Source organism: Thalassomonas sp. M1454 (genome assembly GCF_007097525.1).
Classification (GTDB): domain Bacteria; phylum Pseudomonadota; class Gammaproteobacteria; order Enterobacterales; family Alteromonadaceae; genus Thalassotalea_A.
The window spans coordinates 362,733-389,236 of record NZ_VKDD01000002.1 but is presented as its reverse complement, the minus strand read 5'-3'; the positions used below and the strand labels follow the sequence as shown (position 1 = coordinate 389,236).

24 protein-coding genes are annotated in these 26,504 nt (G+C 37.7%); 14 read left to right on the top strand and 10 right to left on the bottom strand.

Annotated elements, in window-relative coordinates:
• Window positions 1–2 precede the first annotated feature (2 nt).
• The 8 genes from lapB to gyrA all read right to left on the bottom strand — a co-directional run bounded on the left by lapB (window position 3) and on the right by gyrA (window position 9,874).
• Window positions 3–1,172, bottom strand: a complete 1,170-nt coding sequence (gene lapB / locus FNN08_RS03660; RefSeq protein ID WP_143583394.1) for a lipopolysaccharide assembly protein LapB — start codon at window positions 1,170–1,172, stop codon at window positions 3–5.
• A 9-nt stretch (window positions 1,173–1,181) separates the two neighbouring features.
• A complete protein-coding gene (locus FNN08_RS03655; RefSeq protein WP_143583393.1) occupies window positions 1,182–1,442 on the bottom strand; it encodes a lipopolysaccharide assembly protein LapA domain-containing protein in 261 nt (86 codons plus the stop codon).
• A gap of 90 nt (window positions 1,443–1,532) precedes the next feature.
• Complete coding sequence (gene ihfB, locus FNN08_RS03650) at window positions 1,533–1,820, bottom strand: integration host factor subunit beta (protein WP_143583392.1); 288 nt, start codon at window positions 1,818–1,820, stop codon at window positions 1,533–1,535.
• A gap of 216 nt (window positions 1,821–2,036) precedes the next feature.
• Complete coding sequence (gene rpsA, locus FNN08_RS03645) at window positions 2,037–3,698, bottom strand: 30S ribosomal protein S1 (protein ID WP_143583391.1); 1,662 nt, start codon at window positions 3,696–3,698, stop codon at window positions 2,037–2,039.
• Between the two features lie 125 nt (window positions 3,699–3,823).
• Window positions 3,824–4,501, bottom strand: a complete 678-nt coding sequence (gene cmk / locus FNN08_RS03640) for a (d)CMP kinase (RefSeq protein WP_143583390.1) — start codon at window positions 4,499–4,501, stop codon at window positions 3,824–3,826.
• Between the two features lie 140 nt (window positions 4,502–4,641).
• Entirely contained in the window at window positions 4,642–5,922 is a 1,281-nt protein-coding gene (gene aroA, locus FNN08_RS03635) for a 3-phosphoshikimate 1-carboxyvinyltransferase (protein WP_143583389.1), read from the bottom strand.
• Complete coding sequence (serC, locus tag FNN08_RS03630; RefSeq protein ID WP_143583388.1) at window positions 5,923–7,008, bottom strand: 3-phosphoserine/phosphohydroxythreonine transaminase; 1,086 nt, start codon at window positions 7,006–7,008, stop codon at window positions 5,923–5,925.
• A 154-nt stretch (window positions 7,009–7,162) separates the two neighbouring features.
• The gene (gene gyrA, locus FNN08_RS03625; RefSeq protein ID WP_143583387.1) at window positions 7,163–9,874 is read right to left on the bottom strand and encodes a DNA topoisomerase (ATP-hydrolyzing) subunit A; all 2,712 of its coding nucleotides are present in this window, start codon (window positions 9,872–9,874) and stop codon (window positions 7,163–7,165) included.
• Between the two features lie 401 nt (window positions 9,875–10,275).
• Here gyrA and FNN08_RS03620 point away from each other — a divergent pair, with 401 nt between their 5' ends.
• The 7 genes from FNN08_RS03620 (at window position 10,276) to FNN08_RS03590 (ending at window position 17,064) form a co-directional block, all read left to right on the top strand.
• Window positions 10,276–10,503 (top strand): TIGR02922 family protein, encoded by a 228-nt coding sequence (locus FNN08_RS03620; protein WP_143583386.1) that lies wholly within the window; start codon window positions 10,276–10,278, stop codon window positions 10,501–10,503.
• 148 nt (window positions 10,504–10,651) lie between these two features.
• Entirely contained in the window at window positions 10,652–11,374 is a 723-nt protein-coding gene (ubiG, locus tag FNN08_RS03615) for a bifunctional 2-polyprenyl-6-hydroxyphenol methylase/3-demethylubiquinol 3-O-methyltransferase UbiG (protein WP_143583385.1), read from the top strand.
• Window positions 11,375–11,382: 8 nt separating this feature from the next.
• Window positions 11,383–12,039: an HAD family hydrolase gene (locus FNN08_RS03610; protein ID WP_143583384.1), complete on the top strand. Its 657-nt coding sequence runs from the start codon at window positions 11,383–11,385 to the stop codon at window positions 12,037–12,039.
• Between the two features lie 530 nt (window positions 12,040–12,569).
• Entirely contained in the window at window positions 12,570–14,840 is a 2,271-nt protein-coding gene (gene nrdA, locus FNN08_RS03605) for a class 1a ribonucleoside-diphosphate reductase subunit alpha (RefSeq protein WP_143583383.1), read from the top strand.
• A 116-nt stretch (window positions 14,841–14,956) separates the two neighbouring features.
• On the top strand, window positions 14,957–16,087 hold the full coding sequence (nrdB, locus tag FNN08_RS03600) for a class Ia ribonucleoside-diphosphate reductase subunit beta (RefSeq protein WP_143583382.1): 1,131 nt from the start codon (window positions 14,957–14,959) through the stop codon (window positions 16,085–16,087).
• An 18-nt stretch (window positions 16,088–16,105) separates the two neighbouring features.
• Window positions 16,106–16,372, top strand: a complete 267-nt coding sequence (gene yfaE, locus FNN08_RS03595) for a class I ribonucleotide reductase maintenance protein YfaE (protein WP_143583381.1) — start codon at window positions 16,106–16,108, stop codon at window positions 16,370–16,372.
• A 98-nt stretch (window positions 16,373–16,470) separates the two neighbouring features.
• On the top strand, window positions 16,471–17,064 hold the full coding sequence (locus FNN08_RS03590) for a DUF3365 domain-containing protein (protein WP_143583380.1): 594 nt from the start codon (window positions 16,471–16,473) through the stop codon (window positions 17,062–17,064).
• Between the two features lie 235 nt (window positions 17,065–17,299).
• On the opposite strand, the gene FNN08_RS03585 is transcribed toward FNN08_RS03590, so the two are convergent.
• Window positions 17,300–17,644, bottom strand: coding sequence for a rhodanese-like domain-containing protein (locus tag FNN08_RS03585; RefSeq protein ID WP_143583379.1), 345 nt, complete (start codon window positions 17,642–17,644; stop codon window positions 17,300–17,302).
• A 207-nt stretch (window positions 17,645–17,851) separates the two neighbouring features.
• On the opposite strand from FNN08_RS03585, the gene FNN08_RS03580 reads away from it, so the two are divergent.
• From FNN08_RS03580 to FNN08_RS03560, 5 genes are read left to right on the top strand one after another with little or no spacing between them, the layout of a single operon-like run.
• Window positions 17,852–18,166, top strand: a complete 315-nt coding sequence (locus tag FNN08_RS03580) for an ArsR/SmtB family transcription factor (protein WP_143583378.1) — start codon at window positions 17,852–17,854, stop codon at window positions 18,164–18,166.
• 59 nt (window positions 18,167–18,225) lie between these two features.
• On the top strand, window positions 18,226–21,579 hold the full coding sequence (locus FNN08_RS03575) for an efflux RND transporter permease subunit (RefSeq protein ID WP_143584546.1): 3,354 nt from the start codon (window positions 18,226–18,228) through the stop codon (window positions 21,577–21,579).
• Between the two features lie 40 nt (window positions 21,580–21,619).
• Window positions 21,620–22,660 carry an efflux RND transporter periplasmic adaptor subunit gene (locus FNN08_RS03570; protein ID WP_143583377.1) on the top strand — a complete coding sequence of 347 codons (1,041 nt, stop codon included), beginning with the start codon at window positions 21,620–21,622 and terminating at the stop codon, window positions 22,658–22,660.
• 54 nt (window positions 22,661–22,714) lie between these two features.
• Entirely contained in the window at window positions 22,715–22,939 is a 225-nt protein-coding gene (locus FNN08_RS03565; protein WP_143583376.1) for a DUF4266 domain-containing protein, read from the top strand.
• A complete protein-coding gene (locus FNN08_RS03560; RefSeq protein ID WP_143583375.1) occupies window positions 22,930–24,183 on the top strand; it encodes a DUF3570 domain-containing protein in 1,254 nt (417 codons plus the stop codon). The genes FNN08_RS03565 and FNN08_RS03560 overlap by 10 nt, the downstream gene beginning before the upstream one ends.
• 96 nt (window positions 24,184–24,279) lie before the next feature.
• On the opposite strand, the gene FNN08_RS03555 is transcribed toward FNN08_RS03560, so the two are convergent.
• Window positions 24,280–25,149, bottom strand: coding sequence for an MYG1 family protein (locus FNN08_RS03555; protein ID WP_143583374.1), 870 nt, complete (start codon window positions 25,147–25,149; stop codon window positions 24,280–24,282).
• A gap of 267 nt (window positions 25,150–25,416) precedes the next feature.
• Between FNN08_RS03555 and FNN08_RS03550 the strand changes: the two genes are divergently transcribed.
• The gene (locus tag FNN08_RS03550) at window positions 25,417–25,788 is read left to right on the top strand and encodes a VOC family protein (RefSeq protein ID WP_143583373.1); all 372 of its coding nucleotides are present in this window, start codon (window positions 25,417–25,419) and stop codon (window positions 25,786–25,788) included.
• A gap of 166 nt (window positions 25,789–25,954) precedes the next feature.
• Window positions 25,955–26,488: a DUF962 domain-containing protein gene (locus tag FNN08_RS03545; protein ID WP_143583372.1), complete on the top strand. Its 534-nt coding sequence runs from the start codon at window positions 25,955–25,957 to the stop codon at window positions 26,486–26,488.
• Window positions 26,489–26,504: the final 16 nt, after the last annotated feature.

Genomic DNA, 26,504 nt, shown 5'->3' with positions numbered 1-26,504 from the left:
ATTTACTCTCCTTCAAGGCCACGTACTGGCTTTAACTGCTCCCAATCATGACAAGAGGGACAAGACCAATAGTGGACCGTACTATTAAAGCCACAGTTGCGGCAACTATAGCGCGGTTTTATATTTAAATAAGCGGCGACCAACTCTTTAATAACATCAAGACTTTGCGAGCTGGCATCTGAATCCTGCTCATTAAGCTGCATTTTAATAAAGTGCTTAAAGCCTTTGATCGTTGGTCGGCGATTTAATGCAGACAACAAATACTCTTCTGCTTTCTTTTTAGACTGTGTTTCAATAACAAAATCTAAATATTTTATCAGTGCTGAAGTACTTCCTGATTTATCATAAACTTGTTTAATAAATGGATAAAACTCATCATTATGATCGCTACGCTGATAACAGCTTTGCATTTTATCAATAACGTCAGGAAAAAACTCCTGATCTTGCAAAAATATTTCTTTATAACAACGACAAGCGTTATTAAATTGCTCACTATTTTCAAAAACTTGTGCCATCAGCAAATTAGCCCTACTTGATTTAGGGTCAAGCTCTAATGCTTTTTGCAATAATTCTAACTCTTTGATGTATTCATCTTTGGCTATCGCAATACTTGCAAGTTCACAGTAGAAGTTGGCAAGCACATGACGTAGCTTTTTATCATTACTTTTAATGACCGACTTCTCTAACGTAACACCTTGATCCCAATCTTTTGTAGACTGGTAAATATGCAATAAATAAGTCAAAGATTTATTACCATACATAGCTGATTTAAGCAGCTTGGCAAACATTTTCTCAGCACGGTCATACAAACCCGCAGTATAAAAGTCACGTCCTAACTCAAATACCGCCTGTTGTTTTTCTTTATCAGAAAGCATTGGTTGACGCACAAGGTACTCATGTACTTTTAAAGCTCTATCTAGCTCCCCTCTTCGACGAAAAAGGTTAGCCATAGCAAAGTGTGCTTCAACAGTGTCATCTTCAACTTCAAGCGCTTCTAAAAGATAATCCATTGCTTTATCTTGTTGATTAGACAATAGATAGTTTAAGCCAGTAGAGTATTTTATCGAAAGAGAGTCTTTAGCATGTTGTTTTTTTTGTTTAACGCTATTACGCCCCATAAACCATCCATAACCAACGGCGACGGGGAGCAATAAAAACAGCAACTCAAACATAATTTTTGCTTAGTTCTTTATTGATGTGGTGTTTTTTGCAGAATCACTCGATTTACTACGTTTAATTTTACGAGTGAGCATAACTAACGTCATGGTTAATACACCAATGACAAAGCCAATAAAAGTAAAAATACTTACCGCTTGTGCGATCGGTAGTTCACTTCTTGCAATGATATAGTTTAATTCGATTATTTGCTCATTTTGAGTACCAAATACGAAAGCGATGGCGAGAAAAATGAATAAAACAACGATAGATAAATATAATTTCAAATTTAAAACTCGATTATATTAAATTACTGCAATCAAGGTGTCAGAGTACTTGATATTTCAACGACTCTGACACCTTGATTTACAAGCGGATTAAGCGAGAGAAAGATTAACTCTTTCACGTAACTCTTTACCCGGCTTAAAATGAGGTACATATTTACCGTTTAACTCAACTGACTCACCTGTTTTAGGGTTACGTCCTACTCGAGGAGCACGGTAATGCAGAGAGAAACTACCAAAACCACGGATTTCGATGCGCTCACCTTGCTCTAAAGTACTAGACATCATTTCTAAAATTTCTTTTATTGCCAACTCTACATCTTTGGCAGATAAATGGTCGAGTTTATCGATTAGTTTTTCAATCAGTTCTGATTTAGTCATGTGAACTCCGCTATTAACTTATTTTATTGAAAATGCCGCGCTAGTATTAACTACTTGATAATGAGTTTTAGCTGCGCAACTCATTAATACTATTGGCATTGTTTCAAGGATTATGGACATTACTATAATTTAAGCACAAAAAAGCCGCTAGTGTTAGCGGCTTTTAATATAAAACGTAAAAAATTACAATTTAACTACTTAATAGTTAAGAATTTCTTAGTTTTTAGCGTTTTTGAATGCTTCAGCCATAGCGCTTAAACCAGTATCTTCAACTTGGTTTAAGTTTTCCATTGCTGAACGTTCTTCTGCTTGGTCTTTCGCTTTGATTGATAAGCTGATAGTGCGGTTCTTACGATCAACACCAACAAACTTAGCTTCAACGCTATCACCAGCTTTAAGAACAGTAGAAGCATCTTCAATACGATCTGTAGAGATGTCAGCTACACGTAGGTAACCTTCAACGCTTTCTGCTAATTCAACTTTAGCACCTTTAGCATCAACTTCGATAACAGTACCAGTAACTACGGCACCTTTCTTGTTGTCGCTTAAGTACATGTTGAACGGATCGTCTTCAGTTTGCTTAACGCCTAATGAAATACGCTCGCGCTCTGGGTCAACTTGTAATACAACAGCTGAAATTTCATCACCTTTCTTGTATTCACGTACTGACTCTTCGCCACCATTCCAAGAAATATCAGAAAGGTGAACAAGACCGTCGATTCCGCCGTCAAGACCAATGAAGATACCGAAGTCAGTGATTGACTTGATCTTACCTGATACTTTGTCGCCTTTGTTGAAGTTTTTAGCAAACTCTTCCCAAGGGTTAGGAATACATTGTTTAAGACCTAGAGAAATACGACGACGTTCTTCGTCAATTTCAAGAACCATAACTTCAACTTCATCACCTAAGTTAACAACTTTAGATGGGTGGATGTTTTTGTTAGTCCAATCCATTTCAGAAACGTGAACTAAACCTTCAACGCCTTCTTGGATTTCAACGAAACAACCGTAGTCAGTTAAGTTAGTTACGCGACCAGAAAGTTTAGCACCTTCAGGGTAACGCTTAGCAATAGCTGCCCATGGATCTTCGCCTAATTGCTTCATACCTAGAGATACACGAGTACGCTCACGGTCGAACTTAAGAACTTTAACTGGGATTTCATCACCAACGTTAACGATCTCACTTGGGTGCTTAACACGTTTCCAAGCCATATCAGTGATGTGTAATAAACCATCGATACCGCCAAGGTCAACGAACGCACCGTAATCTGTAAGGTTCTTAACGATACCTTTAACTTCTTGACCTTCTTGTAGAGACTCAAGAAGTTCATCACGTTCAACACTGCTTTCTGATTCGATAACAGCACGACGAGATACAACTACGTTATTACGCTTTTGATCAAGCTTAATAACTTTGAATTCTAAATCTTTACCTTCAAGGTGAGCAGTGTCACGTACTGGACGAACATCTACTAATGAACCTGGTAAGAAAGCACGAATGTTGCTAACTTCAACTGTGAAGCCGCCTTTAACTTTACCGTTGATAACACCGATAACAGTTTCTTTTTCTTCGTATGCTTTTTCAAGGAATTGCCAAGCTTCAAAACGCTTCGCTTTTTCACGAGAAAGAATAGTTTCACCGAAACCATCATCAGTTGCATCTAGAGCAACGTCAATTTCATCACCAACTGCAACTTCAACTTCACCAGAAGTGTTTTTGAATTGGTCAATTGAGATAACAGACTCTGACTTAAGGCCAGCATCAACGATTACGTTGTCTTTGTTAACAGCAACAACAGTACCTTTGATAATAGAACCAGGACGTGTTTCGATTTCTTTTAAGCTTTCTTCAAAAAGCTGTGCAAAATTTTCCATCATAACTTGTATATAAACTCAGTTATTAGTCCAATCCACTTCATGTGTCATGGGTAAGTTAAATTGGCTTCGTGCTTCCGTGCAGTAAGCCCTAAAATTAAATTAGGTTTTATTTATTAATCAAAAACTTAAGTAAGTTTTTCGTTAGCAAACAATAGAATTTTTTCTACCACTTTGTTAACAGTTAATTCGGTAGAATCAACGATTAAAGCCCCTTCGGCAGGTACAAGCGGAGCAACCTCGCGGTTTTGATCGCGCTCATCTCTTTGACGTATGTCATCCAAAAGGCGCCCGATATTAACATCAATACCCTTCTGTTGCAACTGATTCATACGCCTTTGCGCCCTTTCCTCAGCGCTTGCCGTTAAAAATATTTTTACGGGTGCATCAGGAAAAACAACAGTGCCCATATCACGGCCATCGGCAAGCAAGCCAGGCGTTTCTTTAAACGCACGTTGACGGCGTAATAATGCTTCACGAACTCGTGGAAATGCAGCTACTTTTGATGCCATGATACCAATGTTTTCAGTACGGATAACATCGGTAACATCTTCCCCTTCAAGCATAACTCTTGAAGTGTTATTAACAGACTTAAACTCAACATCTAAATGAGATGCTAATGGAATAATCGCATCTTCAGACTCGATATCAATACCGTGATGTTCTACTGCAACCGCTAAAACTCGGTAAATAGCACCACTATCAAGTAAGTTCCAACCTAGTTGCTCTGCTACTATCCTAGCAACAGTTCCTTTCCCTGCGCCGCTAGGCCCATCAATGGTAATAACAGGAATGCTTGTCGGCATATATATTTCTCCTAAATAGAAATTCGGCGAGATTATACGGCATTTATTTAATAAAATCGCGCAAATAATATTTTAGTACCAATTTGATTAAATTCACTGTTAAAACAAAAAGGAATTAATCAAACTGGTCTAAGCAGATATTAAGCAGATACTTGTGCTAATTTATCAAAATAATCAGGGAATGTTTTTGCAGTACATTTAGGGTCATTAATCGTAACTGCGGTATCACTTAGAGCAACCAGAGAAAAACACATAGCAACTCGGTGATCATCATAAGTATCAATTTCAGCGTGTTTAAGTACTGCCGGAGGCGTAATAGTAATATAGTCATTACCTTCAATTACCTCTGCACCTACTTTACGAAGCTCTGTCGCCATCGCATTTAATCGGTCCGTTTCTTTAACGCGCCAATTATAAATATTTCTGATAGAGGTTGTGCCTGTCGCGAAAAGTGCTGTAGTAGCAATAGTCATTGCTGCATCTGGAATATGGTTCATATCCATATCAACTGCGGTTAATGGTTTACCTATAACCGTGATCGACTCATCTTGCCAAGAGACTTCCGCGCCCATGTTTTCAAGTACATCAGCAAAGTGTTTATCACCTTGTACGCTTAATTTGCCAACACCATGCACGGTAATTTTGCCACCTTTAATCGCACCAGCGGCTAAGAAATATGATGCAGAAGAAGCATCACCTTCAACCATATATTTATCTAGTGCTTGATATGATTGACCACCTTTAACTGTGAAAGATTTATAATCATTGTTTTGTACACTCACCCCAAACCTTTGCATTATGTCTAGGGTAATATCGATATAAGGCTTAGAAACTAATTCGCCTTCGATATTTATATTGGTGTCGGTTGCTAATAAAGGTGCAATCATTAAGATTGCCGTTAAAAATTGACTTGAAATTGAACCATCAATTGTTACCGAACTCCCCGTTAACGACTTACCTTTTAACTTAATTGGTGGATAGTCTTTGTTTTCAAGGTACTCAATATCTGCGCCAAGTTGAACTAGTGCATCACCTAAGTGACCAATAGGTCGCTCTTTCATTCTCGGCTCACCTGTTAGCACAAACTCACCTTCACTTGCAGCAAGTGCAGCGCACAGTGGGCGCATCGCGGTACCAGCATTACCAAGGAAAAGCTCTAATGGCTCTTTAGTAGAGAAAAAGCCATTATTACCAACAACTACACACTCAGTGCCACATTCACTTAAGGTATATTTAATACCAAGTGTTTTTAACGCATTAAGCATATGGTTAATGTCATCACTTACTAAAAGGTTAGTGATCTTGGTAACACCATTAGCTAATGCGGCAATTAATAATGCGCGATTTGATAAGCTTTTTGAACCAGGTAAAAAAACTTCACCATTTATTTTACCTATTGGATTTAACGTTAACTGCTCCACTTATCTTGCCCTCTTCTCAAATTCTTTCATAAAATCAACCAAGGCTACTACGCCTTCATATGGCATCGCATTGTATATGCTAGCTCGCATACCGCCGACCATACGATGGCCTTTAAGCGCTAATAAACCTTGCTCTTTTGCTTGTTCTAAAAACTCGGTATTTAATGCATCATCAACAAGATAAAACGGTACGTTCATTAAGCTGCGGTTTTGTGGCGCAATTCTATTCTCGTAAAAATCACTTTGATCGATATAGTTATATAAATATTGCGCTTTATCGTTATTGACTTGTGCCATCACATCTAAACCGCCAAGCTCTTTTAACCATTTAAAAACTAAGCTAGCTAAATACCATGCATACGTTGGCGGAGTGTTAAACATAGAGTCATTATCTGCCGTTACTTTATAGTCTAAAATAACCGGTGTGCCGATTTGCTGCTTACCAATTAAGTCATCGCGAACAATAACTATGGTTAAGCCTGACGGGCCAATATTTTTCTGCGCACCAGCATAAATAAGGCCGAACTTAGATACATCGATAGGACGCGACAGGATAGTTGATGACATATCCGCAACTAATGGCACATCACCAGTATTTGGGATATCAAAGATTTCAATACCATCAACCGTTTCATTCGGGCAATAATGCACGTAAGCAGCATCTTTATTTATACGCCAATGCTCACTTGGTAATGTGGTTTTTATGCCGTCTTTTTCCATTACCGCATCAATAACACGAATATCACCGAATTTTTTAGCTTCTGCAACGGCACTTTTTGACCATGAACCTGTTACGATGTAATCAGCACTTTTACCTTGTGGTAGAAGGTTTAATGGCACAGCTGAAAACTGACCACGACCACCACCATGACAAAACAACACCTTATAGTTGTCAGGTATATTAAGTAAATCTCTCAGATCTGCCTCAGCTTGACTAGCAAGTTGCATAAACTCACTACCACGATGGCTTAACTCCATTACTGAACAACCCGTGTTATTCCAGTTGATAAACTCACTTTGAGCCTGATGCATCACCTTAGTTGGCAGCATCGCAGGACCTGCGCAAAAATTATAAATGTTTGTCATGACTATTCCATTCACTGCTTTAATTATTTTATTTTAAGCAGTTAAGCTAGGTTAATGGATTAACTTAACTGCTTAAAATAAAAATGAGCGGTAAAGACCGCCCATTTTTTAGATGATAGCTATACCCGTTATTAAATAGCGGGTATGAAGACTATTATTCTGCTTCAGTTTCACCTTCGGCATCTGCCGCTGGAGCTTCTGACGCATCAGCTTCGTCGCTAGTTGCTTGGGCATCAGTAGTTTGCTCTACTTCACCTTCAATAGCACTTTCATCTTCTTCGATTTCATCGATACGTTGTAAACCAACAACCAACTCATCTTCTGCGGTACGAATAATACGTACACCTTGGGTATTACGACCTATGATACTTACTTCGTTAACTCGGGTGCGTACTAATGTACCGTTGTCTGTAATAAGCATAATCTCATCGGCTTCTTCAACTTGTACCGCGCCCACAACTTTACCGTTACGTTCGCTTACTTTAATTGATACAACACCTTTAGTTGCACGGCTCTTCGCTGGGTACTCACCTAAGTCGGTACGCTTACCGTAACCGTTTTCAGTTACCGTTAAGATTGGACCGTCAGTTTTTGGCACAATAAGAGAAACAACTTTTTGATCGCCCTCTAACTTAATACCGCGAACACCAGTACCGGTACGACCGATTGCACGAAGTGCTTCAATTTGCTCACCTGTTTCTGGGTCTATTTTAATTTCACCAGTTTCGCTATCACGAGCTTTCTCGTTAAAGCGAACAACTTTACCTTCATCAGAGAATAACATGATGTCATTGGTACCGTCGGTAATATCAACACCGATCAAGGTATCATCGTCACGTAAGTTAAGCGCGATAATACCATTTGCACGAGGACGAGAATAAGCCGTTAATGGCGTTTTCTTAACTGTACCAGATGCTGTAGCCATCAGGATGAATTTATCTTCTTCGTATTCACGTACTGGTAAAATAGCAGTGATACGCTCATCAGCTTCTAATGGTAAAATGTTTACTATTGGGCGACCACGAGCAGTACGAGTTGCTAGAGGTAATTGGAATACCTTCAGCCAGTACATACGACCACGATCTGAGAAACATAAAATAGTATCGTGAGTATTAGCTACTAATAAACGTTCGATGAAGTCTTCTTCTTTCATCTTAGTTGCAGCTTTACCTTTACCACCACGGCGCTGAGCATCGTATTCTGATAATGGTTGGTACTTAACGTAACCTTCATGAGAAAGCGTAACAACAACGTCTTCTTCGGTAATTAAGTCTTCCATTGATAAATCATGCGACGCTAATGAAATTTCACTGCGACGTTCATCACCAAATTCATCACGAATTACTTCTAACTCTTCACGAATAACTTCCATTAAACGTACAGGGCTAGCAAGAATATGCATTAATTCAGCAATGATTTCTAATAACTCTTTGTACTCACTTAGAATTTTTTCATGTTCTAAGCCAGTAAGTTTTTGTAAGCGTAAATCAAGAATCGCCTGCGCTTGCTGTGTTGTTAAGTAATATAAACCATCGCGGTAGCCGTATTGGTCTTCTAACCAATCAGGACGAGCGGCATCAACACCTGATCTTTCAAGCATGTCTGCAACATTACCAAGAGCCCAACCTTGAGAAGTTAACTTCTCTTTAGCTTCGGCAGCTGTTGGTGATGCTTTAATTGCAGCAATGATCGGATCGATATTAGATAATGCAACAGCTAAACCTTCTAGGATGTGCGCACGTTCACGAGCTTTGCGTAATTCAAAGATAGTACGGCGAGTAACTACTTCACGGCGGTGAAGTACAAAAGCTTCAAGCATTTCTTTTAGGTTGAATAATCGCGGTTGACCGCCATCGATTGCAACCATATTAATACCAAACGATACTTGCATTTGCGTAAGTTTATATAAGTTATTTAAAACAACTTCACCTACTTCGCCACGTTTGATCTCAATAACCATACGCATACCGTCTTTATCAGACTCATCACGTAGGGCCGAAATACCTTCAATACGTTTTTCTTTAACGAGCTCGGCCATTTTTTCAATCAAGCGTGCTTTGTTTACTTGATATGGTAATTCATGCACAACAATAGTTTCTTTACCTGTTGTTTCATGCACTTCAATCTCGGCGCGAGCACGGATCATTAATTTACCACGACCCGTTCTGTAAGCTTCTTGAATACCAGCTACACCACTGATGATACCTGCGGTTGGAAAATCTGGAGCAGGAATAAACTCAAATAACTCTTCAATAGTAATGTCGCTATTATCAATAAGCGCGATACAGCCATTAATTACTTCAGTTAAGTTATGTGGTGGGATATTAGTTGCCATACCAACAGCAATACCCGATGAACCATTTACTAATAAGTTCGGGATACGTGTAGGCATAACTGCCGGCATAAATTCCTGACCATCATAGTTAGGAACAAAATCAACCGTTTCTTTTTCAAGATCGGCTAATATTGAATGCGATATTTTTTGCATTCTAATTTCGGTGTAACGCATTGCCGCAGCTGAGTCGCCATCAACAGAACCAAAGTTACCTTGGCCGTCAACAAGCATGTAGCGTAAGGAGAATGGCTGAGCCATGCGAACAATAGTGTCGTATACAGCTGTGTCACCATGAGGGTGATACTTACCAATTACGTCACCAACAACACGAGCTGATTTTTTGTAGCCCTTATTCCAATCATTGCCAAGTGCATGCATTGCATACAGAACTCGACGATGCACTGGTTTCAAACCATCTCGAACGTCAGGCAATGCACGCCCAACAATTACGCTCATAGCGTAATCAAGATAGGAATTCTTTAGTTCGTCTTCAATATTGACAGGAACGATTTCTTTAGCCATATCGGTCATATAACGATGCTTTCCCTAAATGTCAGCAAAAATGCTCAAAAATTATTATTATCGAGGCAGAATCTTAACATAGATAATTAACAAACTGCACTGCTTTATTACCCCGCGCCTATTAAAAACATTTCTATTTTTGTAACAGCACAAAAGTAATTTTTGTTATCACTATTTATAAAGGAATTTACGTGTCGAATACAGGGGTTTTTAACTTTTTTTTGACAAGCACAAAAAATAGTAGAGTTGTAGCTGATTTCCTGAATAAAAATTGAATAATTAAGCACATATGTTAATAAAATGTTTACAGCACAAAGATTCTTCAGTATAAATGCTTTTCTTGTAGTAAGGATTGATGGACTAAATATTTAGCTCATTGACCTGCAAAAACTAAACAATGGGCTGTATACATGACTAAAGTTACTTTAAGAAAAGTATCCATTTTATATTACGATATCGCTTCGCTTGAATTAAATCATTCTGTTGAGCATTTTCCGCAAAGAGAAAATGGCCGTGTGATCATTAGTGACGAGTTTAAAAAGAATAAATCAATCATTGCTGTATGCGATGGTGAAATAAACGTTCTTAATAAAATTGGTGATCGAGTTAGCGAACAAAATGTTGCTAAGAAAGCTTAAGCTTTAGCTGCAACTCATTCGTTTAAAAAAACATCAATAGACGTATTATTTTTAAATTAAGTATAAATTCAATAAATTGATCTTTGTTTTTATACTCTGCTTTATATTAGAATCTAATTCATAATATAAATTTTTAAAGACCCTCCTTATGTCTGAACAGTTAAACGTTAATCCTGATGAAATTGCCAAGTTTGAAAAAGTAGCCAGTCAATGGTGGGACTTACATGGCGATTTTAAACCTTTACATCAAATTAACCCTCTGCGCCGTAATTTTATTTCTTCTCATGTCGGTGACCTATTTGATAAAAAAATCATCGATGTTGGCTGTGGTGGCGGTATTCTTGCTGAAAGCTTAGCCCGTTTAGGCGCTAATGTTACTGGCATTGATATGGGCACAGAGCCTTTAAACGTAGCTAAGTTGCATGCGTTAGAAGCTGGTGTTGATGTTACTTACGAAAAAATTACTGCAGAGTCTAAGGCAGAGCAAAATCAACAAGTTTTTGATGTAGTTACTTGTATGGAAATGCTCGAGCATGTGCCTGATCCGGCTTCTATCATTAAAGCTTGCGCTGATATGGTAAAACCTGGTGGTTACGTATTCTTTTCAACGTTAAATAAAACCACTAAATCATACTTATTTGCGATATTAGCGGCTGAAAAAGTGCTTAAACTAGTGCCAGATGGTACCCATGATTGGGACAAATTCATTAGGCCATCGCAGTTAATAAGCTGGGCTGAAGATTCAGGTTTAAAATGTTTTGATGCCACTGGTATTCACTATAATCCTATAACTGAAAATCATAAGCTTGCAGCAGGCCTAGATGTAAACTACATCCTTGCGTGTCGTAAACCACTTAACCAAGAAGCTTAAGACTGAGTATGCCTAACATTAAGGGGGTGTTATTTGATCTAGATGGCACTTTACTCGATACAGCTAAGGATCTTGGCGCAAGTTTAAATTATCTTATGGATAAATATGGCTTTGCCAAAGTGAGCTATGATGAATACCGATTAGTGGCTTCTGATGGGGTTTATCCTTTACTTGATTTAGGCTTTAAAGAGCAATTGCAAAATTTTGATAAAGAAGTGCTACGCCAAGAATTTCTAGATTATTACTTAGCTAATATTGCCGCCCATACACAGCTATTCCCTGGCATTAAAGAGTTACTCGCCTATTTAGATGAGCAAAGCATTCCTTGGGGCATTGTCACTAATAAGCCTGAGTTTTTAACGACACCTTTATTAAAGTGTTTTGCCGAGCTTGAGCTTTCTAAGTCAAATATAAGTGGTGACACTTTGCCGCAAAGAAAGCCTCACCCTGCACCTATGTTACTTGCTAGCAATGAACTTGGTGTTGCCTGTGAGGATATTTACTATCTCGGTGATGCCGAGCGAGATATCATCGCTGGTAATGCTTGTGAAATGAAAACGGTAGTTGCCAATTGGGGCTATTTAAAATATCCAAATGAAGGTAACAGTTGGCAAGCAGATCATATTATTGACCAGCCAATGCAGTTATTACAGCTAGCTGAGTGAATAAACGAGTAAAATTCTAGTCAGCCAAAATTTTCATTGGTATAAATAACGAGCAAACTGCACACTTATTAAACCACAAACATAAACCTTTGATTATACTTGATTTTATCTCTCTTATGACAATAAAGAATATAAATGGAATTTTATCGTCTAAAAGAATTTAACAATATCTAAAAATATTTTTTTAGTAAAAAAAAGATCTTGCATCTGATTTAAATTAAGAGCTTAAAGCGTTACTAAGTTAGTTGTTACTAACCTAGTTTATGCAAGTAAAAAAACAGCTATATTTTATCAAGATTTAGGGGTTGCATTAAAAGCTAAACCTCATTATCTTGTGATTAGTAACAAACAAAACCCCTAGATGTAGTGCATAACTTGAACAATAACACTACGGCATTATTTAGCGGGAAAGTAACTCAATCAGGTCGACGAGTTACCAGCAATAAACAGCAAGGATGCGGGCAGTATTACTTACACCTTGTATAAAAAATAACTAAAACATAATAATAAATACATAAAACAGGTCATTCATGAATAACAATCTCTTTGTCACCAAGCGCGATGGCGAAAAAGAACCTATCGATCTCGATAAAATCCATAAAGTAATTGACTGGGCTGCCGAAGGCTTAGATTCAGTTTCTGTTTCTCAAGTAGAAATCAAATCTCATATCCAATTTTATGACGGTATAAAGACTGAAGATATTCATGAAACCATCATCAAAGCAGCGGCAGATTTAATTTCAGAAGAAACTCCTGATTATCAATACTTGTCAGCTCGTTTAGCGATTTTCCATTTACGTAAAAAAGCTTACGGTAAATATGAGCCACCAGCACTTTACGATCACGTAACTAAGTTAGTTGCTGCCGGTAAATACGATAAGCATTTAGTTGAAGATTATACAGCAGAAGAATTTGCTGCTATGGACGCGTTTATTGACCATAATCGCGACAAAGACTTCAGCTATGCTGCTGTTAAACAGCTAGAAGGTAAATACTTGGTACAAAACCGAGTAACAGGCGAAATTTACGAAAGTGCGCAATTTTTATATGTTTTAGTTGCCGCTTGTTTATTTGCTAAATACCCTGTTGAAACACGTTTAGATTATATTAAAGGTTTTTATGATGCCATCTCGACCTTTAAAATTTCATTACCTACACCAATTATGGCCGGTGTACGTACGCCAACTCGTCAATTCTCATCGTGTGTGTTAATTGAAGCGGGTGACTCTCTAGATTCTATCAATGCCACAACAAGTGCTATCGTAAAATACGTATCACAACGAGCTGGTATTGGTATTAATGCCGGTCGAATTCGTGCTTTAGGTAGCTCAATTCGTAACGGTGAAGCATTCCATACTGGTTGTATTCCTTTTTATAAGCACTTTCAAACAGCGGTAAAAAGCTGTTCACAAGGTGGTGTTCGCGGCGGTGCTGCTACCCTATTCTACCCACTTTGGCATTTAGAAGTAGAAAGCTTACTGGTACTTAAAAATAACCGTGGTGTTGAAGAAAACCGTGTTCGCCATTTAGATTACGGCGTACAATTTAACAAAGTAATGTATCAACGTTTAATCAAAGGCGAATACATTACCTTATTTAGCCCATCAGATGTGCCAGGTTTATACGACGCATTCTTTGAAAACCAAGAGTTATTTGAAGAGTTATACGTTAAATACGAAAATGATGATTCGATTCGTAAAAAACGCATTAAAGCAATTGAGTTATTTACTTTATTTGCCCAAGAGCGTTCAAGTACTGGTCGTATTTATTTACAAAACGTTGATCACTGTAATACGCACAGCCCATTCAACCCTGAAGTTGCACCAGTTCGTCAATCTAACTTATGTTTAGAAATCGCCCTGCCAACCAAACCAATGAATGATATTAATGACGAAAATGGCGAAATCGCTCTTTGTACATTATCAGCATTCAACTTAGGTAAAATTGACAGTCTTGATGAACTTGAAGGTTTAGCTGATTTAGCTGTACGTGCCCTTGATAACTTACTTGATTATCAAGACTACCCTGTAGCGGCGGCATTAAGTGCTACTATGGGACGTCGTACTTTAGGTATAGGTGTTATTAACTACGCATACTACCTTGCTAAAAATGGCGTGTACTACTCAAATGGTAGTGCTAACAACCTTACTCACAGAACATTTGAAGCAATTCAGTATTACCTACTTAAAGCGTCAAATAATTTAGCTAAAGAGCAAGGAGCTTGTCCTAAGTTTAACGAAACTCGTTTAGCACAAGGCATTTTACCTATCGATACTTACAAAAAAGAAATCGATAAAATTTGTTCTGAAAGCTTGCACCTAGACTGGGAAGGCTTACGCGCTAGTATTAAAGAGCACGGCGTTCGTAACTCTACGGTTTCAGCGTTAATGCCTTCAGAAACATCATCACAAATTTCAAATGCAACCAATGGTATCGAGCCGCCACGTGGCTTAATCAGCATTAAAGCAAGTAAAGATGGTATTTTAAAACAAGTAGTACCTGAGTACGAAAAGCTAAAACATAACTATGAATTGTTATGGAATATTCCTGATAACACAGGTTACTTAGAGCTTGTTGGTATTATGCAAAAGTTTGTTGACCAAACAATTTCCGCCAATACCAATTATGATCCTTCTAAATTTGCTAATGGTAAAGTACCAATCAAACAAATTTTAAAAGACCTTTTATTAGCCTACAAGCTAGGTGTTAAAACCATGTACTACCACAATACTCGTGATGGTTCAGGTGATGACCAAGCAGGTATGGAAGATGATTGCGCCGGCGGTGCATGTAAAATTTAAGAGTAGCTAACTCTATTAAACCGCAGATGCGATTATCGCCCTGCGGTTTTCGCATGATAATAAAATGGAAATACCAATAGCGCACGACATAGGCCAGGTATTTTTCGGGAGTAAACATGTCGTATTCAACGTTTAATCAAACTAAAAATGATCCACTATTAGAACCTATGTTTATGGGCCAAACCGTAAACGTATCGCGTTTTGATCAGCAAAAACACCCTATTTTTGAAAAGTTAATTGAGAAACAATTATCATTTTTCTGGCGTCCAGAAGAAGTTGATATTTCTAAAGATAGAGCTGACTGGCAGTCACTTACTAACAGTGAAAAGCATATTTTCATTTCCAACCTTAAGTATCAAACATTACTTGATTCAATTGCCGCGCGTAGTGTAAACGTTTGTTTATTACCGCTTGTATCTATTCCTGAGCTTGAAACTTGGATTGAAACATGGGGCTTTTACGAGACGATTCACTCGCGTTCATATACTCATATTTTACGTAATTTATTTACCGACCCGAGTGAAGTATTTGATGATATCGTGATTAACGACAACATCTTAAAACGCGCCAGTGCAATCAGTAAATATTTCGATAGAGTAATTTTACTTACCCAACTTTTCCAATCGCAAGGTGAAGGTACTTACACTATTGATGGTGAAGAAGTTGTTGTTACAACACGTGAAATCAAGAAAGCATTGTACCGCTCAGTATGTTCGACTAATGCCCTTGAAGCTATCCGTTTCTATGTATCATTTGCTTGTTCATTTGCATTTGCCGAGCGTGAATTATTAGAAGGTAATTCAAAAATTATCAAGCTAATTGCCCGTGACGAATCTGTACACTTAACGGCAACTCAGCATATCTTAAACTTGTGGGCTACCGGCAAAGACGATCCTGAAATGCAAGAGATCTCACAAGAGTTACATCAAGAAGGCTTAGAGTTATTTTTAGATGTAATCGAGCAAGAAAAAGAATGGGCTGATTACTTATTCAAAGATGGTTCAATGATTGGTTTGAATGCTGAAATTTTAAAGCAATACATTGAGTATCTATCAAACCAACGTTTAACTGCGATTGGTTACGAGCCTCAATTCAATATTAAGAGTAACCCACTACCTTGGATTAACTCATATCTTTCAAGTGATAACGTACAAGTTGCACCACAAGAAACTGAGATTTCATCTTATCTTGTTGGACAAACTGATAGCTCTGTTGATAGTGCTGACTTTGAAGATTTCGATCTTTAATAATTGATTAGCGCTTCAATGAGCAAAAAAATCACTGTAGATGGTAAGGTTGTTGAAAAAGATTTCGACAACCTTATTTTTAAAACCACCTTAGAATTCTTAGAATCAAATGACATCGAATTACACTATCATTGCCGCGATGGCTTTTGTGGTGCATGCCGAGTAACTTTAAATAAAGGTGAAGTAGAATACATCAATGGTGAACCCCTAGCGTTTATCAGAGACGGTGAGATCCTACCTTGCTGCTCAATCCCTACCACAGACATAGATATTACCAGCGAGTAAATTCTAGCCACCATTAACGCTTTAAAATTTCATTAGCTGATCTATAGTATTAATACCCTTATTTGATTTATACAAATACACTGGTATTAGGTTTAGTTATGAATAATCAATTGCAATATAACGCTGCTATCGGCTTAGTTGTGCTATCTGTGTTTACAAGCGTCGCTTATGGCGAAAATAATAGTCAACATGAATCGAGCTTAGAGCCCATATCTGAATATAGGCAAGAGGCACAAAATAAAATAAAAATTTTTGCAGGTCAGCTCAAAGGCCAATTACAACAAGCAATTAAAGCAGGCGGATTAACTTCTGCAATTGATGTTTGTAAAATACAAGCCCCGTTAATTGCTAATTCTCTATCTATCGATGGTTGGCAAGTAGCTAGAACAAGCTTAAAAGTTAGAAATGAAGATAATATTGCCGACCAGTGGGAACAAGAAACATTAGTTAAATTGGCAGACAGAAAGGCTAATGGTGAGTCTTTTAAGCAGCTAACACAGGAGCAATTAACCACAACTGATTATCGTTTTATGCAAGCTATTGGCACGGCTGAAATATGCTTAGCCTGCCATGGTAAAAATATAGATAAAAACGTGCTCCAACACATAAATCAACAATACCCAAATGATCAAGCCGTAGGTTTTAGCAAGGGCGATATTAGAGGCGCATTTACGTTATCAAAACGCTTGTAGTAAGATTTAAACTGATGCTAAGCAAGTTGGAATAATACCAATTCCATTAATTAAGAGATCTACTTTTTCATGAGGAAAAAGGGATAAATACAAGGCATAAAATTTAGTAAGTAGTTATTCTACTTATAAATTTTATAACGCAGTAGTTATTCATTTTAACCATTAAAAATGAGCGGTTAATTAATGGACTTGGTATAATGCACTTTACACTTGCTTAGTCTCTGTTGATTTTGAATTAAAACTCAGCCCTGATCACTTCAAACTTACAGCTAATACAAGTAACATTTTCATAGCCTACTCTAGCTAATTGCTCTGCTGCTAAGGTAGCACGCCCTGCGGTAGCACAATGTAAGTAGATTGGACGTTTTGCATCTTTTTCTAGTTCAACTAAACGCATTTCTAACACTCCTCTAGGCAAATTAATTGCCCCATCGGCGGCGCTTGTGGCAAATTCTTGTGGCTCACGCACATCAATCAACAAACCGTTATTCTCAAGGATTTCTTCTCTTGCTTGATTTGCTGGAATACGTCTAACATTTTGAGACGCTTCTTTAATTAAATCAGGGATAGCTTTTAACATTACTCATTTACTCCAAAAATAACTCTATGATGAACTCAATTATTCATTCAAGTTAACCACTAAAAAGGCAATGAATAATTAAGGAAATTGTTAATAGCTGAAGTATATATTAGATTTTACTATATTAGCAACAACTAATATTAGTAAAATCTAATATGATAAGTTATACTGCTTGCATTGATGTAAATTTAACCATAGAGAATTTCAATGAGTCTTATTGCCAACTTAGACATGAATCAGCTTCTAGCCAATGCTGAAAAGGCGGAAGCTTATTTAAAACTGCTTGCTAATAAAAATCGGCTAATGATTTTATGTAATTTAGTTGAAGGAGAGTGTTCAGTAAGCGAATTAAACTCAACCATCCCGCTTGCTCAATCAGCCCTATCACAACATTTATCGGCACTACGAAAAGCAAACATGGTGGCTACACGACGGGATGCGCAAACAATTTATTACTCTTTAGCCGATGATGACGCAAAGCTTATTTTACAACAGCTTTATCGCATGTTTTGTAGTGCTTAATAAATAACCTTTACCTATGCTTTTAAAAGCATTTAATAAAATAAATTTGAGAACAAATGATGAAATTAAATTTTATTGATGCCATAGTCGCACGATCATTAAAGGGTGGCATTCCACTATTTATTTTTATTGTCTCTATTATGCTAGGTATCTTGGCACTTAATGCCACCCCTAGAGAAGAGGAGCCGCAAATTGTAGTCCCTATGGTGGATGTTATGGTCGAGGTACCAAACTTAACCGCCAAACAAGTAGAACGACAAGTAACCGTGCCTCTTGAAAAACTACTGACACAAATATCAGGTGTCGAACATATCTACTCCACCTCTCTTGATGGAAAACTGCAAGTTACGCTTCGATTTTTTGTCGGACAGGACCGAGAATTAGCGATATTAAATACCTATAACAAGCTTTATTCGAATCAAAATAGTATTCCTGCAGTAGTCAGTAATTGGTTGGTAAAACCGATTGAAGTAGACGATGTGCCAATTGTTATGCTTGGCTTGTATAGCACAGACAGCAAGCTTTATAACGATTATGAGCTAAGAAGAGTTGCTCAAGAAATCTCTACTCTATTACAAAGTATTGATAATACTAGTGAAGTTAAAGTTGTTGGTGGCCGAGCTCGAACACTCGCGATTGAGCTAGATTTACAAGCGCTTGCTGCGCGAAAAACTGACAGTAAAGATGTCATTGACGCCATTGCGTTATCTAACGAATTAATTCAACACCAGAGTATTGCTCTTGCTCGAGGCTCGGTACTGATTGAATCTGGCGATGTGTTAACTTCAATAGCACAATTAAAAAATTTAGTGGTCAATATTGTTAATGGTAAAGCCATCTATTTAAAAGATGTAGCAAATATTTACGATGGCGCTAGTGAAGTAGATAACTACCAATGGTTAGAGTTTGCAAATAAAAGTAATAATTTAAATGCAGAGCAATACCCTCTTGTTACACTCAGTGTTGCTAAGCAACGTGGTAGTAATGCTGTTTCGGTCTCAAATGCTGTTTTAGCTAAAATGGCAGAGTTAAAGCAAAGTTTTTTACCTAAAGAAATTCACTATGAAGTGTTGCGTGATTATGGTCAGACAGCTAATGAGAAAGTTAATAACTTAACCTCTTCGCTTGCTTTTGCCGTTTTTACTGTCGTGGTATTTATTGGTGTATTTTTGGGTTGGCGCCCTGCCATAGTCGTTGGCTTAGCGATTCCGGTTTGTTATGGCTTAACGTTATTTTTAGATTTAGTTTTTGGCTATACAATTAACCGAGTGACTTTATTTGCTTTAATTTTATCCCTTGGTTTATTAGTTGATGACCCCATCACAGGCATTGATAATATAGAGCGTTTTATCAAGCAAAAAGGCGGTAATACTAAAGATAAAATAGTGAATGCAATAAGTGAAATACGCCCTGCACTTCTCATGTCGACGTTAACTATAGTATTAGCTTTTATCCCTCTAGCTTTTATCACAGGGATGATGGGCCCATATATGGCACCAATGGCGTTTAATGTGCCGTTAAGTGTTATCTCTTCAACCCTAGTTGCTTTCTTAGTCACACCATGGCTTGCATCTAAAATTTTAAAGCCTAATAAAATTAACGAACCAGCTACTACTGAACTAGATAACAAAACAAGCCTTTATAGTAAATGGTTATCACCTTTAATCACTAACAAAGCTCGTTCAAAAAAGGGCCTATGGATAGTTTTGGCCTTGTTTATAGCTTCTGCGGCCTTGCCTATTTTACGTATTGTGCCATTGAAGTTATTACCTTTTGATAATAAAAATGAAATCCAAGTATTGATTGATATGCCAGAGTCAGCAAGCCTACAACAAACAGCTGCTATGGCGAAAAAAGTTATTCAAATCAGCAAACAGTTACCTGAAATTAGCGCTATAGCGAGTTATGTAGGCGAGCCATCTCCTATTGACTTTAATGGTTTAGTTAGAGGCTATTATCAACGCAAAGGTCCTCGTTTAGCCGACTTACGCTTAACATTAGTTGATAAGTCATTACGCCAGCACCAGTCTCATGGGGTTGTGCTTAGATTAAGAAAATTATTAGAGCCTCTACATTTAGGCACAAATGATATCGTCATTAAAGTTGTTGAAGTACCGCCTGGACCGCCAGTTTTGAGTACTTTAGTTGCAGAAGTTTATGCAACCCCCTTTGTTAGTCAAGAAACCCATAATCAGGCTGCTCAACAAGTTATGCAACGCTTTAAACAAGAAGCTCATGTTGTGGAAGTAGATAGTAGCTTAGTGGCTAAACAAGAGGTACAACGATTTATTATCGATAAACAAAAAGCGGCACTATCAGGTATCTCTACTTTAGATGCAAATACGGCATTAGCTGTTGCTGTTTCAGGTAAAACAGTAGGTATTTATCAACAACAAAATGAGGCAAAACCTGTTCCTATTGAAGTCAGACTTGCTTATGAGCAACGTAACGATTTAAACACATTACTCTCTATGCAAGTTAAAGGGCGCAATGGCATAGCCCAATTAGACTCAGGGGTTGGTTTAGAACAAGCACCACAAAATTTAGTTAGTTTAGCTGAGTTAGGTAAATGGCAAACACGAAGTACTTCTCAGCCAATTCTTCATAAAGATTTAGCGCCGGTCATTTATGTGACAGCTGAATTATCTGGGCGGACACCAGCAGAAGTGATTGCTGACATGTCTAGTGATCAAAATAAACCAAATCGAAATGCGAGCCACTTTACCCAAAGAACTTATTTGAGTTCAGGTTCAGGTATTGGTTGGTCCTTACCAGAAGGAACCAATATGGTCTTCTCTGGTGAAGGTGAGTGGAAAATTACAATTGATGTATTTCGTGATATGGGTATTGCTTTTGCTTTTGCATTAACAGGTATTTTTATTGTACTTAAGTGGCAAACGACTAGCACAGCCTTAGCACTAATAATCATGTCATCTATTCCTTTGACGATAATCGGCATAATGCCTGGATTTTGGCTAATGAACTTATTTGGTGAGCGCGAAATTGCAGGAGCGCCAGAGCCGGTATTATTTACTGCAACAGCCATGATAGGCATGATAGCTCTAGCTGGCATTGTAGTACGTAATTCTTTAATTTTGGTTGAGTTCATAACCTTAGCAAGAGAACGAGGTGCGACTATCAAAGAGGCACTACTTAGCGCCGGTAGTGTTCGTATGAGACCAGTTTTATTAACGGCTGGAACTACTTTACTTGGTAACTTAATTATCACCTTAGACCCTGTATTTAATGGCCTAGCCCTTGCCATAATCTTCGGAATTATATCATCAACGCTATTTTCTTTATTTGTTGTACCTATGGTCTACTTTTTAATATTTACCGATAACAATGAAAAGCCGGTAAATAATCAAGGTAGTGAAATATCTGAACTGAAAGTGTTGCAGACTAAAAATTAGTACTCACAACACTAAACTTTTAACTAAGAGTAAATTTACAATGAAAAAATTTATTTTGCCTTCAACGGCTATCGCTATATTACTAATTGCTATTGCTTATATGGCGGGTATGTTTGATCAGAAGATTCAGCCAATCACTCGTGTGTTGGTAGATGAAAATATTAACAAGCCTTTCACCATTAAAAGTAAATCTGTCGATGTTATTGAGTCATTACCTGCGGGGGTGAAAGCTCGGGAAACCACACTTATTTCAAGTAGAATATTATCTCGTATTGAAAAAATTTATGTTCGAGCTGGTGACTCTGTAAATACCGGTGACTTGTTAATTTCGCTTGAAAATAGCGAATTCAAAGCAAGAGAAGCACAAGCTCAGGCACAGATCAGTTCAGTGACAGCTTCTCGTGAAGAGGCTAAAAAAACTTTAGATCGAAGTAAAGAGCTGCAAACTAAAGGATTAATTTCGACTAGCGAATTAGATAAAGCCGTAGCAAGCTACAGCAAATTAAGCGCAGAGCTAAATGCGGCCAAACAATATTTAAAAGAAGCTGAAACTGCTCTTACCTATACTGATATTCGAGCGCCAATTTCAGGAAAAATCGTTGAACGTAATGCAGAGCCAGGTGATATAAGCAGTCCAGGTACTCCTGTGTTATCACTATACAATCCTTCATCTCTTCGTATTGAGGCAAATGTTCGTGAGAGTTTGGCTGTTAAGTTACAATTAAGCGAAGATGTACGTATAAACATCGACTCTATTGAATTAGAATTAAATGCAAAGATAACTGAAATAGTACCGGCAGCAGACCCTAATGCCCGTAGCTTTGTGATTAAAGCGGATATAGATTTTAATGAATCAATTTTACCTGGAATGTTTGCACGTATTAATATACAAAATGGATTACAAAAGCAAATTCTTATACCGAAGAACTATATACAAAGCTTCGGCCAATTAGATACCGTATGGGTAGTTGATGGTGAGCAATTGCAGCGACGCTATATTCGAACAGGTAAAGTGTACGGCGAAATGATACAAATCATATCAGGGTTACAAGATAATGAAGTGATCGCGATAAAACATTAAAGCGAATAAATTTATGCCTCTTAATTGGGATAAAAATAATAAACGAGGAAAGCTATGCTAACTAATTTCAAATTATCAATTATTGCCACCAGTGTAATAATTGCCTCAGGTTGCTCAAGTCTAGGAGTGGAGCCATGGGAGCGAGACTTATTAGCTAAAAAAGAGATGAAATTAACCTCTTCGCCTATTGATGCTTCATTAGATGATCATATCTATTTTAGTAAAGAAGCCTCAAGTGGTGGTCGCAGTTTTGCTGGTGGAGGCTGCGGATGCAATTAAACAAAAACGTTAATCTAAAATCGGCCCTAACAGCAGCTACCTGCTCTTTACTTGGCACACAAGCAAAGGCCGATGAAGATAATGATTGGAAGTTTGATACTGCATTAATGTATTACGCAGAAAACGACCGCGTCACGGCTACAGAAGGCATTATCTCTGGCACTAAAGAATTTAAAGATGAACATTTTTTAAATCTAAAGTTTACTATTGATGCATTAACAGGTGCTTCAGCTACAGGCGCTGTAGCACAACCCGTTGCGCAAACCTTTTCACGTCCTTCAGGTAAAGGCAGTTATAGTATTTCGCCTAATGAAACGCCGTTAGATGATACCTTTAAAGATACTCGCGTGCAGTTAAACGCACAATGGACACAACCGTTAAGTACTGATTATGTAAGTAGCGCAGGTGTACATTTATCTAAAGAATACGATTACTTGTCGTTAGGTTTTAATGGCAGTATTTCACGTTTTTTCGATCGAAAAAATACCACTGTATCTGCAGGCTTCTCTTACTCCCATGACCTTATTGAACCAGAGGGAGGTATTAATACCCCTTTTAGCGAAATGATTGTGCCACCAACAGGTGAAAAAGATAAGATCAGCAATGATGACTCCAAAGATACTACCGATCTGTTATTTGGTTTAACGCAAGTAATCAATCGTAAAATGATCATGCAATTAAACTATTCAATCTCGCAAGCACAGGGCTATATGACTGACCCATTTAAGGTGATTTCTGTGGTTGGATTAGATGGTTACAGCATTAATCAATTATATGAAAATCGACCAGATGAGCGTACTAAGCAAAGCGTTTATTGGCAGACTAAATATAACCTTGCCGGCAGCGTTATTGATTTTTCCTATAGATATATGTGGGACGATTGGGAAATTAATTCCAATACATTTGATATTCGCTACTTTATTCCGCTAGGTGATAATTATATCGAGCCGCACGTGCGTTATTATATGCAGGAAGCGGCGGAGTTTTATCGTCCCTTTTTACTCGAAGGTGAAGCGTTACCACAGTTTGCAAGTGCTGATTATCGTATAGGCGAAATGGATGCAATTACCTTAGGGATTAAATATGGCATGCCGTTAAAAAGAGGTTCTGAATTGTCATTTCGTTTAGAGCTATACAAACAAACACCAAAAAATGCCGGCTTTGAAGCTCCTGGTGTATTGCAAGATGTAGAATTGTATGAGGAAGTTGAAGCGGTTATTGCTCAAGTGAGTTATTCATTTTAGCCGTTTAAAATTAGCCGATAAATGAACCATGTTTAAACTAGGCCTGAAGTTATCTAACCTCAGGCCTTTTAAATTGGTTTAACTGATAAAAATATCTTAGCTTTGTAAAGCCATTGCTGCCATTTTCATTGTGCTCTCAAATGACTCTGCGCCAGCAATAAATAAACCATTGTGACAAAACATCGCGTCATCTATACCGGTTACCTCTTGTAAAGCTTTATCTGATAAACCAGCCCATTGTTTTGGTAGTGGTTTTCTATCTTCAAACGAGCCTAGCTCCACCGGAACCGTTTGAATGCGCCATTGGCCTGACGGTGATGGATAAAGTACAAATAAAGCTTCTTCGGATAATTTATGAACCGTTGTTTTCCATGGTGTATATTTTTCTAACACGATAACTCTTGGGTCCTCGGCATTATCAATTGCTTTAGCAACAATATCTTTGGCGCTAATACCACCATCAGCTGAAGCAATAAAACGACTTAATATACGAGCAGCAAACTCAACTGCTTCGTCAAAGCACGTATCAAAATGACTACTTTCTTGCCAAGTCGGGTTAAACATTGAAATAGTTTGGCTAAGGCTAATACCTTGGGCAACGCCTTGAACATAGCCGCAATCTACAGCATCAATGGTTGATACCAAGTTTGCATCAACAGAATCAGCGACTTCTTGATTGCCATCACAGATTTGTAAACCATACTTTTTCCAAATCAAACCAAATGATGAATAAGGAATGCCATTTTCACGCGCACCAGCACCGCCACGTTGATGATGATCGAATCGATCGGTATCACAGTCATATTCACCACCGACATCAACCACAATATCAGCCTTACTAATAACATCTAAATCACGAGTACGAACAAGTGTAACTGAAGGAAAAATATGTTTTAGAGCAGCAATACTGAAAACATCATCAGCATGAAAATTACCATTGTGTGTCGCGATTATTTTATTGTTCATTTAATTATGTCATATGCAAAGAATAAGGGCTGTTGCGAGTTAAGCGACAGTGTTTGAATGTCTAATTCTGCAGGGAGTCTATACTATGGAAGCGCACAAAAATAGACTATTTTAGTTTTTGTCTTTTTAATGATGTTAAATACAATAAATTTCACTTAATCTAGCGCATGCGAGGTCTTAACAGTCCTGTATTTACATTACAGGTTGTTAAATTTATAGACTACGCTTTATCTATCAAAAACTTTAATCATAAAAACAGGAATTAACATGCTTAGCTACGCAACTATTGGTGTAACCGACTTAGAAAAATCTGAAGCGTTTTATAATGAATTACTAGCGCCTATGGGGGCTAAAACATTAATAAAAATGGAGCGTATTATCTTTATTGGTAAAAGCATGCAAGAGCCAATGCTTGCCATCTGTATCCCGTATAACGAAGACGAACAACACTGTGGCAATGGTAATATGCTAGCTTTCGCACCAGGCTCTAAGGAGCAATGTGAAGCAATGTATAATAAAGCTATCGAATTAGGTGCAACTTGTGATGGCGCACCCGGTCAACGCATTCCTGATGTATTCTACGGCGCATATTTCCGCGACTTTGATGGCAATAAAATAGTGTTTAATCATTTTGGCTAAACATTAGTATTTAAATAAAGCGGAGCTGATTATTAATACTCCGCTTTATTTATCTAATAGCTACCATTAACTCAGTGGCCAGCTATCTTTACAAGCCCTACAAACCTTGCCATTATTACTAGCCTTAGTTCAGCGTAAAAATAACAAAATAATATAAAGGTCTGCCATGAAAAATATAGTTGAACAGCTATCTGAATATAAAAGCGTGCATTTTAATAAAAAAAATATACAAACTCATTTTGTCGGAATACCTTTAATTGTTTTTTCGTTAACTATTTTACTTAACTTACTTCAGTTTGATATTCATCTCGATAGCGGCATATTCGTGCTAACAGCAGCTGAGATATTCTACTCCATCGCTCTTATATATTATTTCATTCTACATTGGCGTTTAGCGCTTGGTATGGTGCTTTACATCATTCCAAATCTATATTTAGCAAGCTTAGTTACTCCACTTGAGCACTCTGGCTCAATTGCAATTGCGATTTTTGTGGTTGGCTGGATAATCCAATTTATTGGTCATAACTTTGAAAAAGCAAAACCTGCGTTTGTTGAAGATTTAAGTAAGTTTTTAATTGGGCCTTTATTCTTAATGGCTGAAGTTTACTTTGCTTTAGGTTTTGCAAAGCAATTAAAAGCCGATATTACTCCCCTAGCCCGCGATCTTCGCCGCGAAATAGAAGCCGCCAAAAGAGCTTAACCTTTACAAACAATCA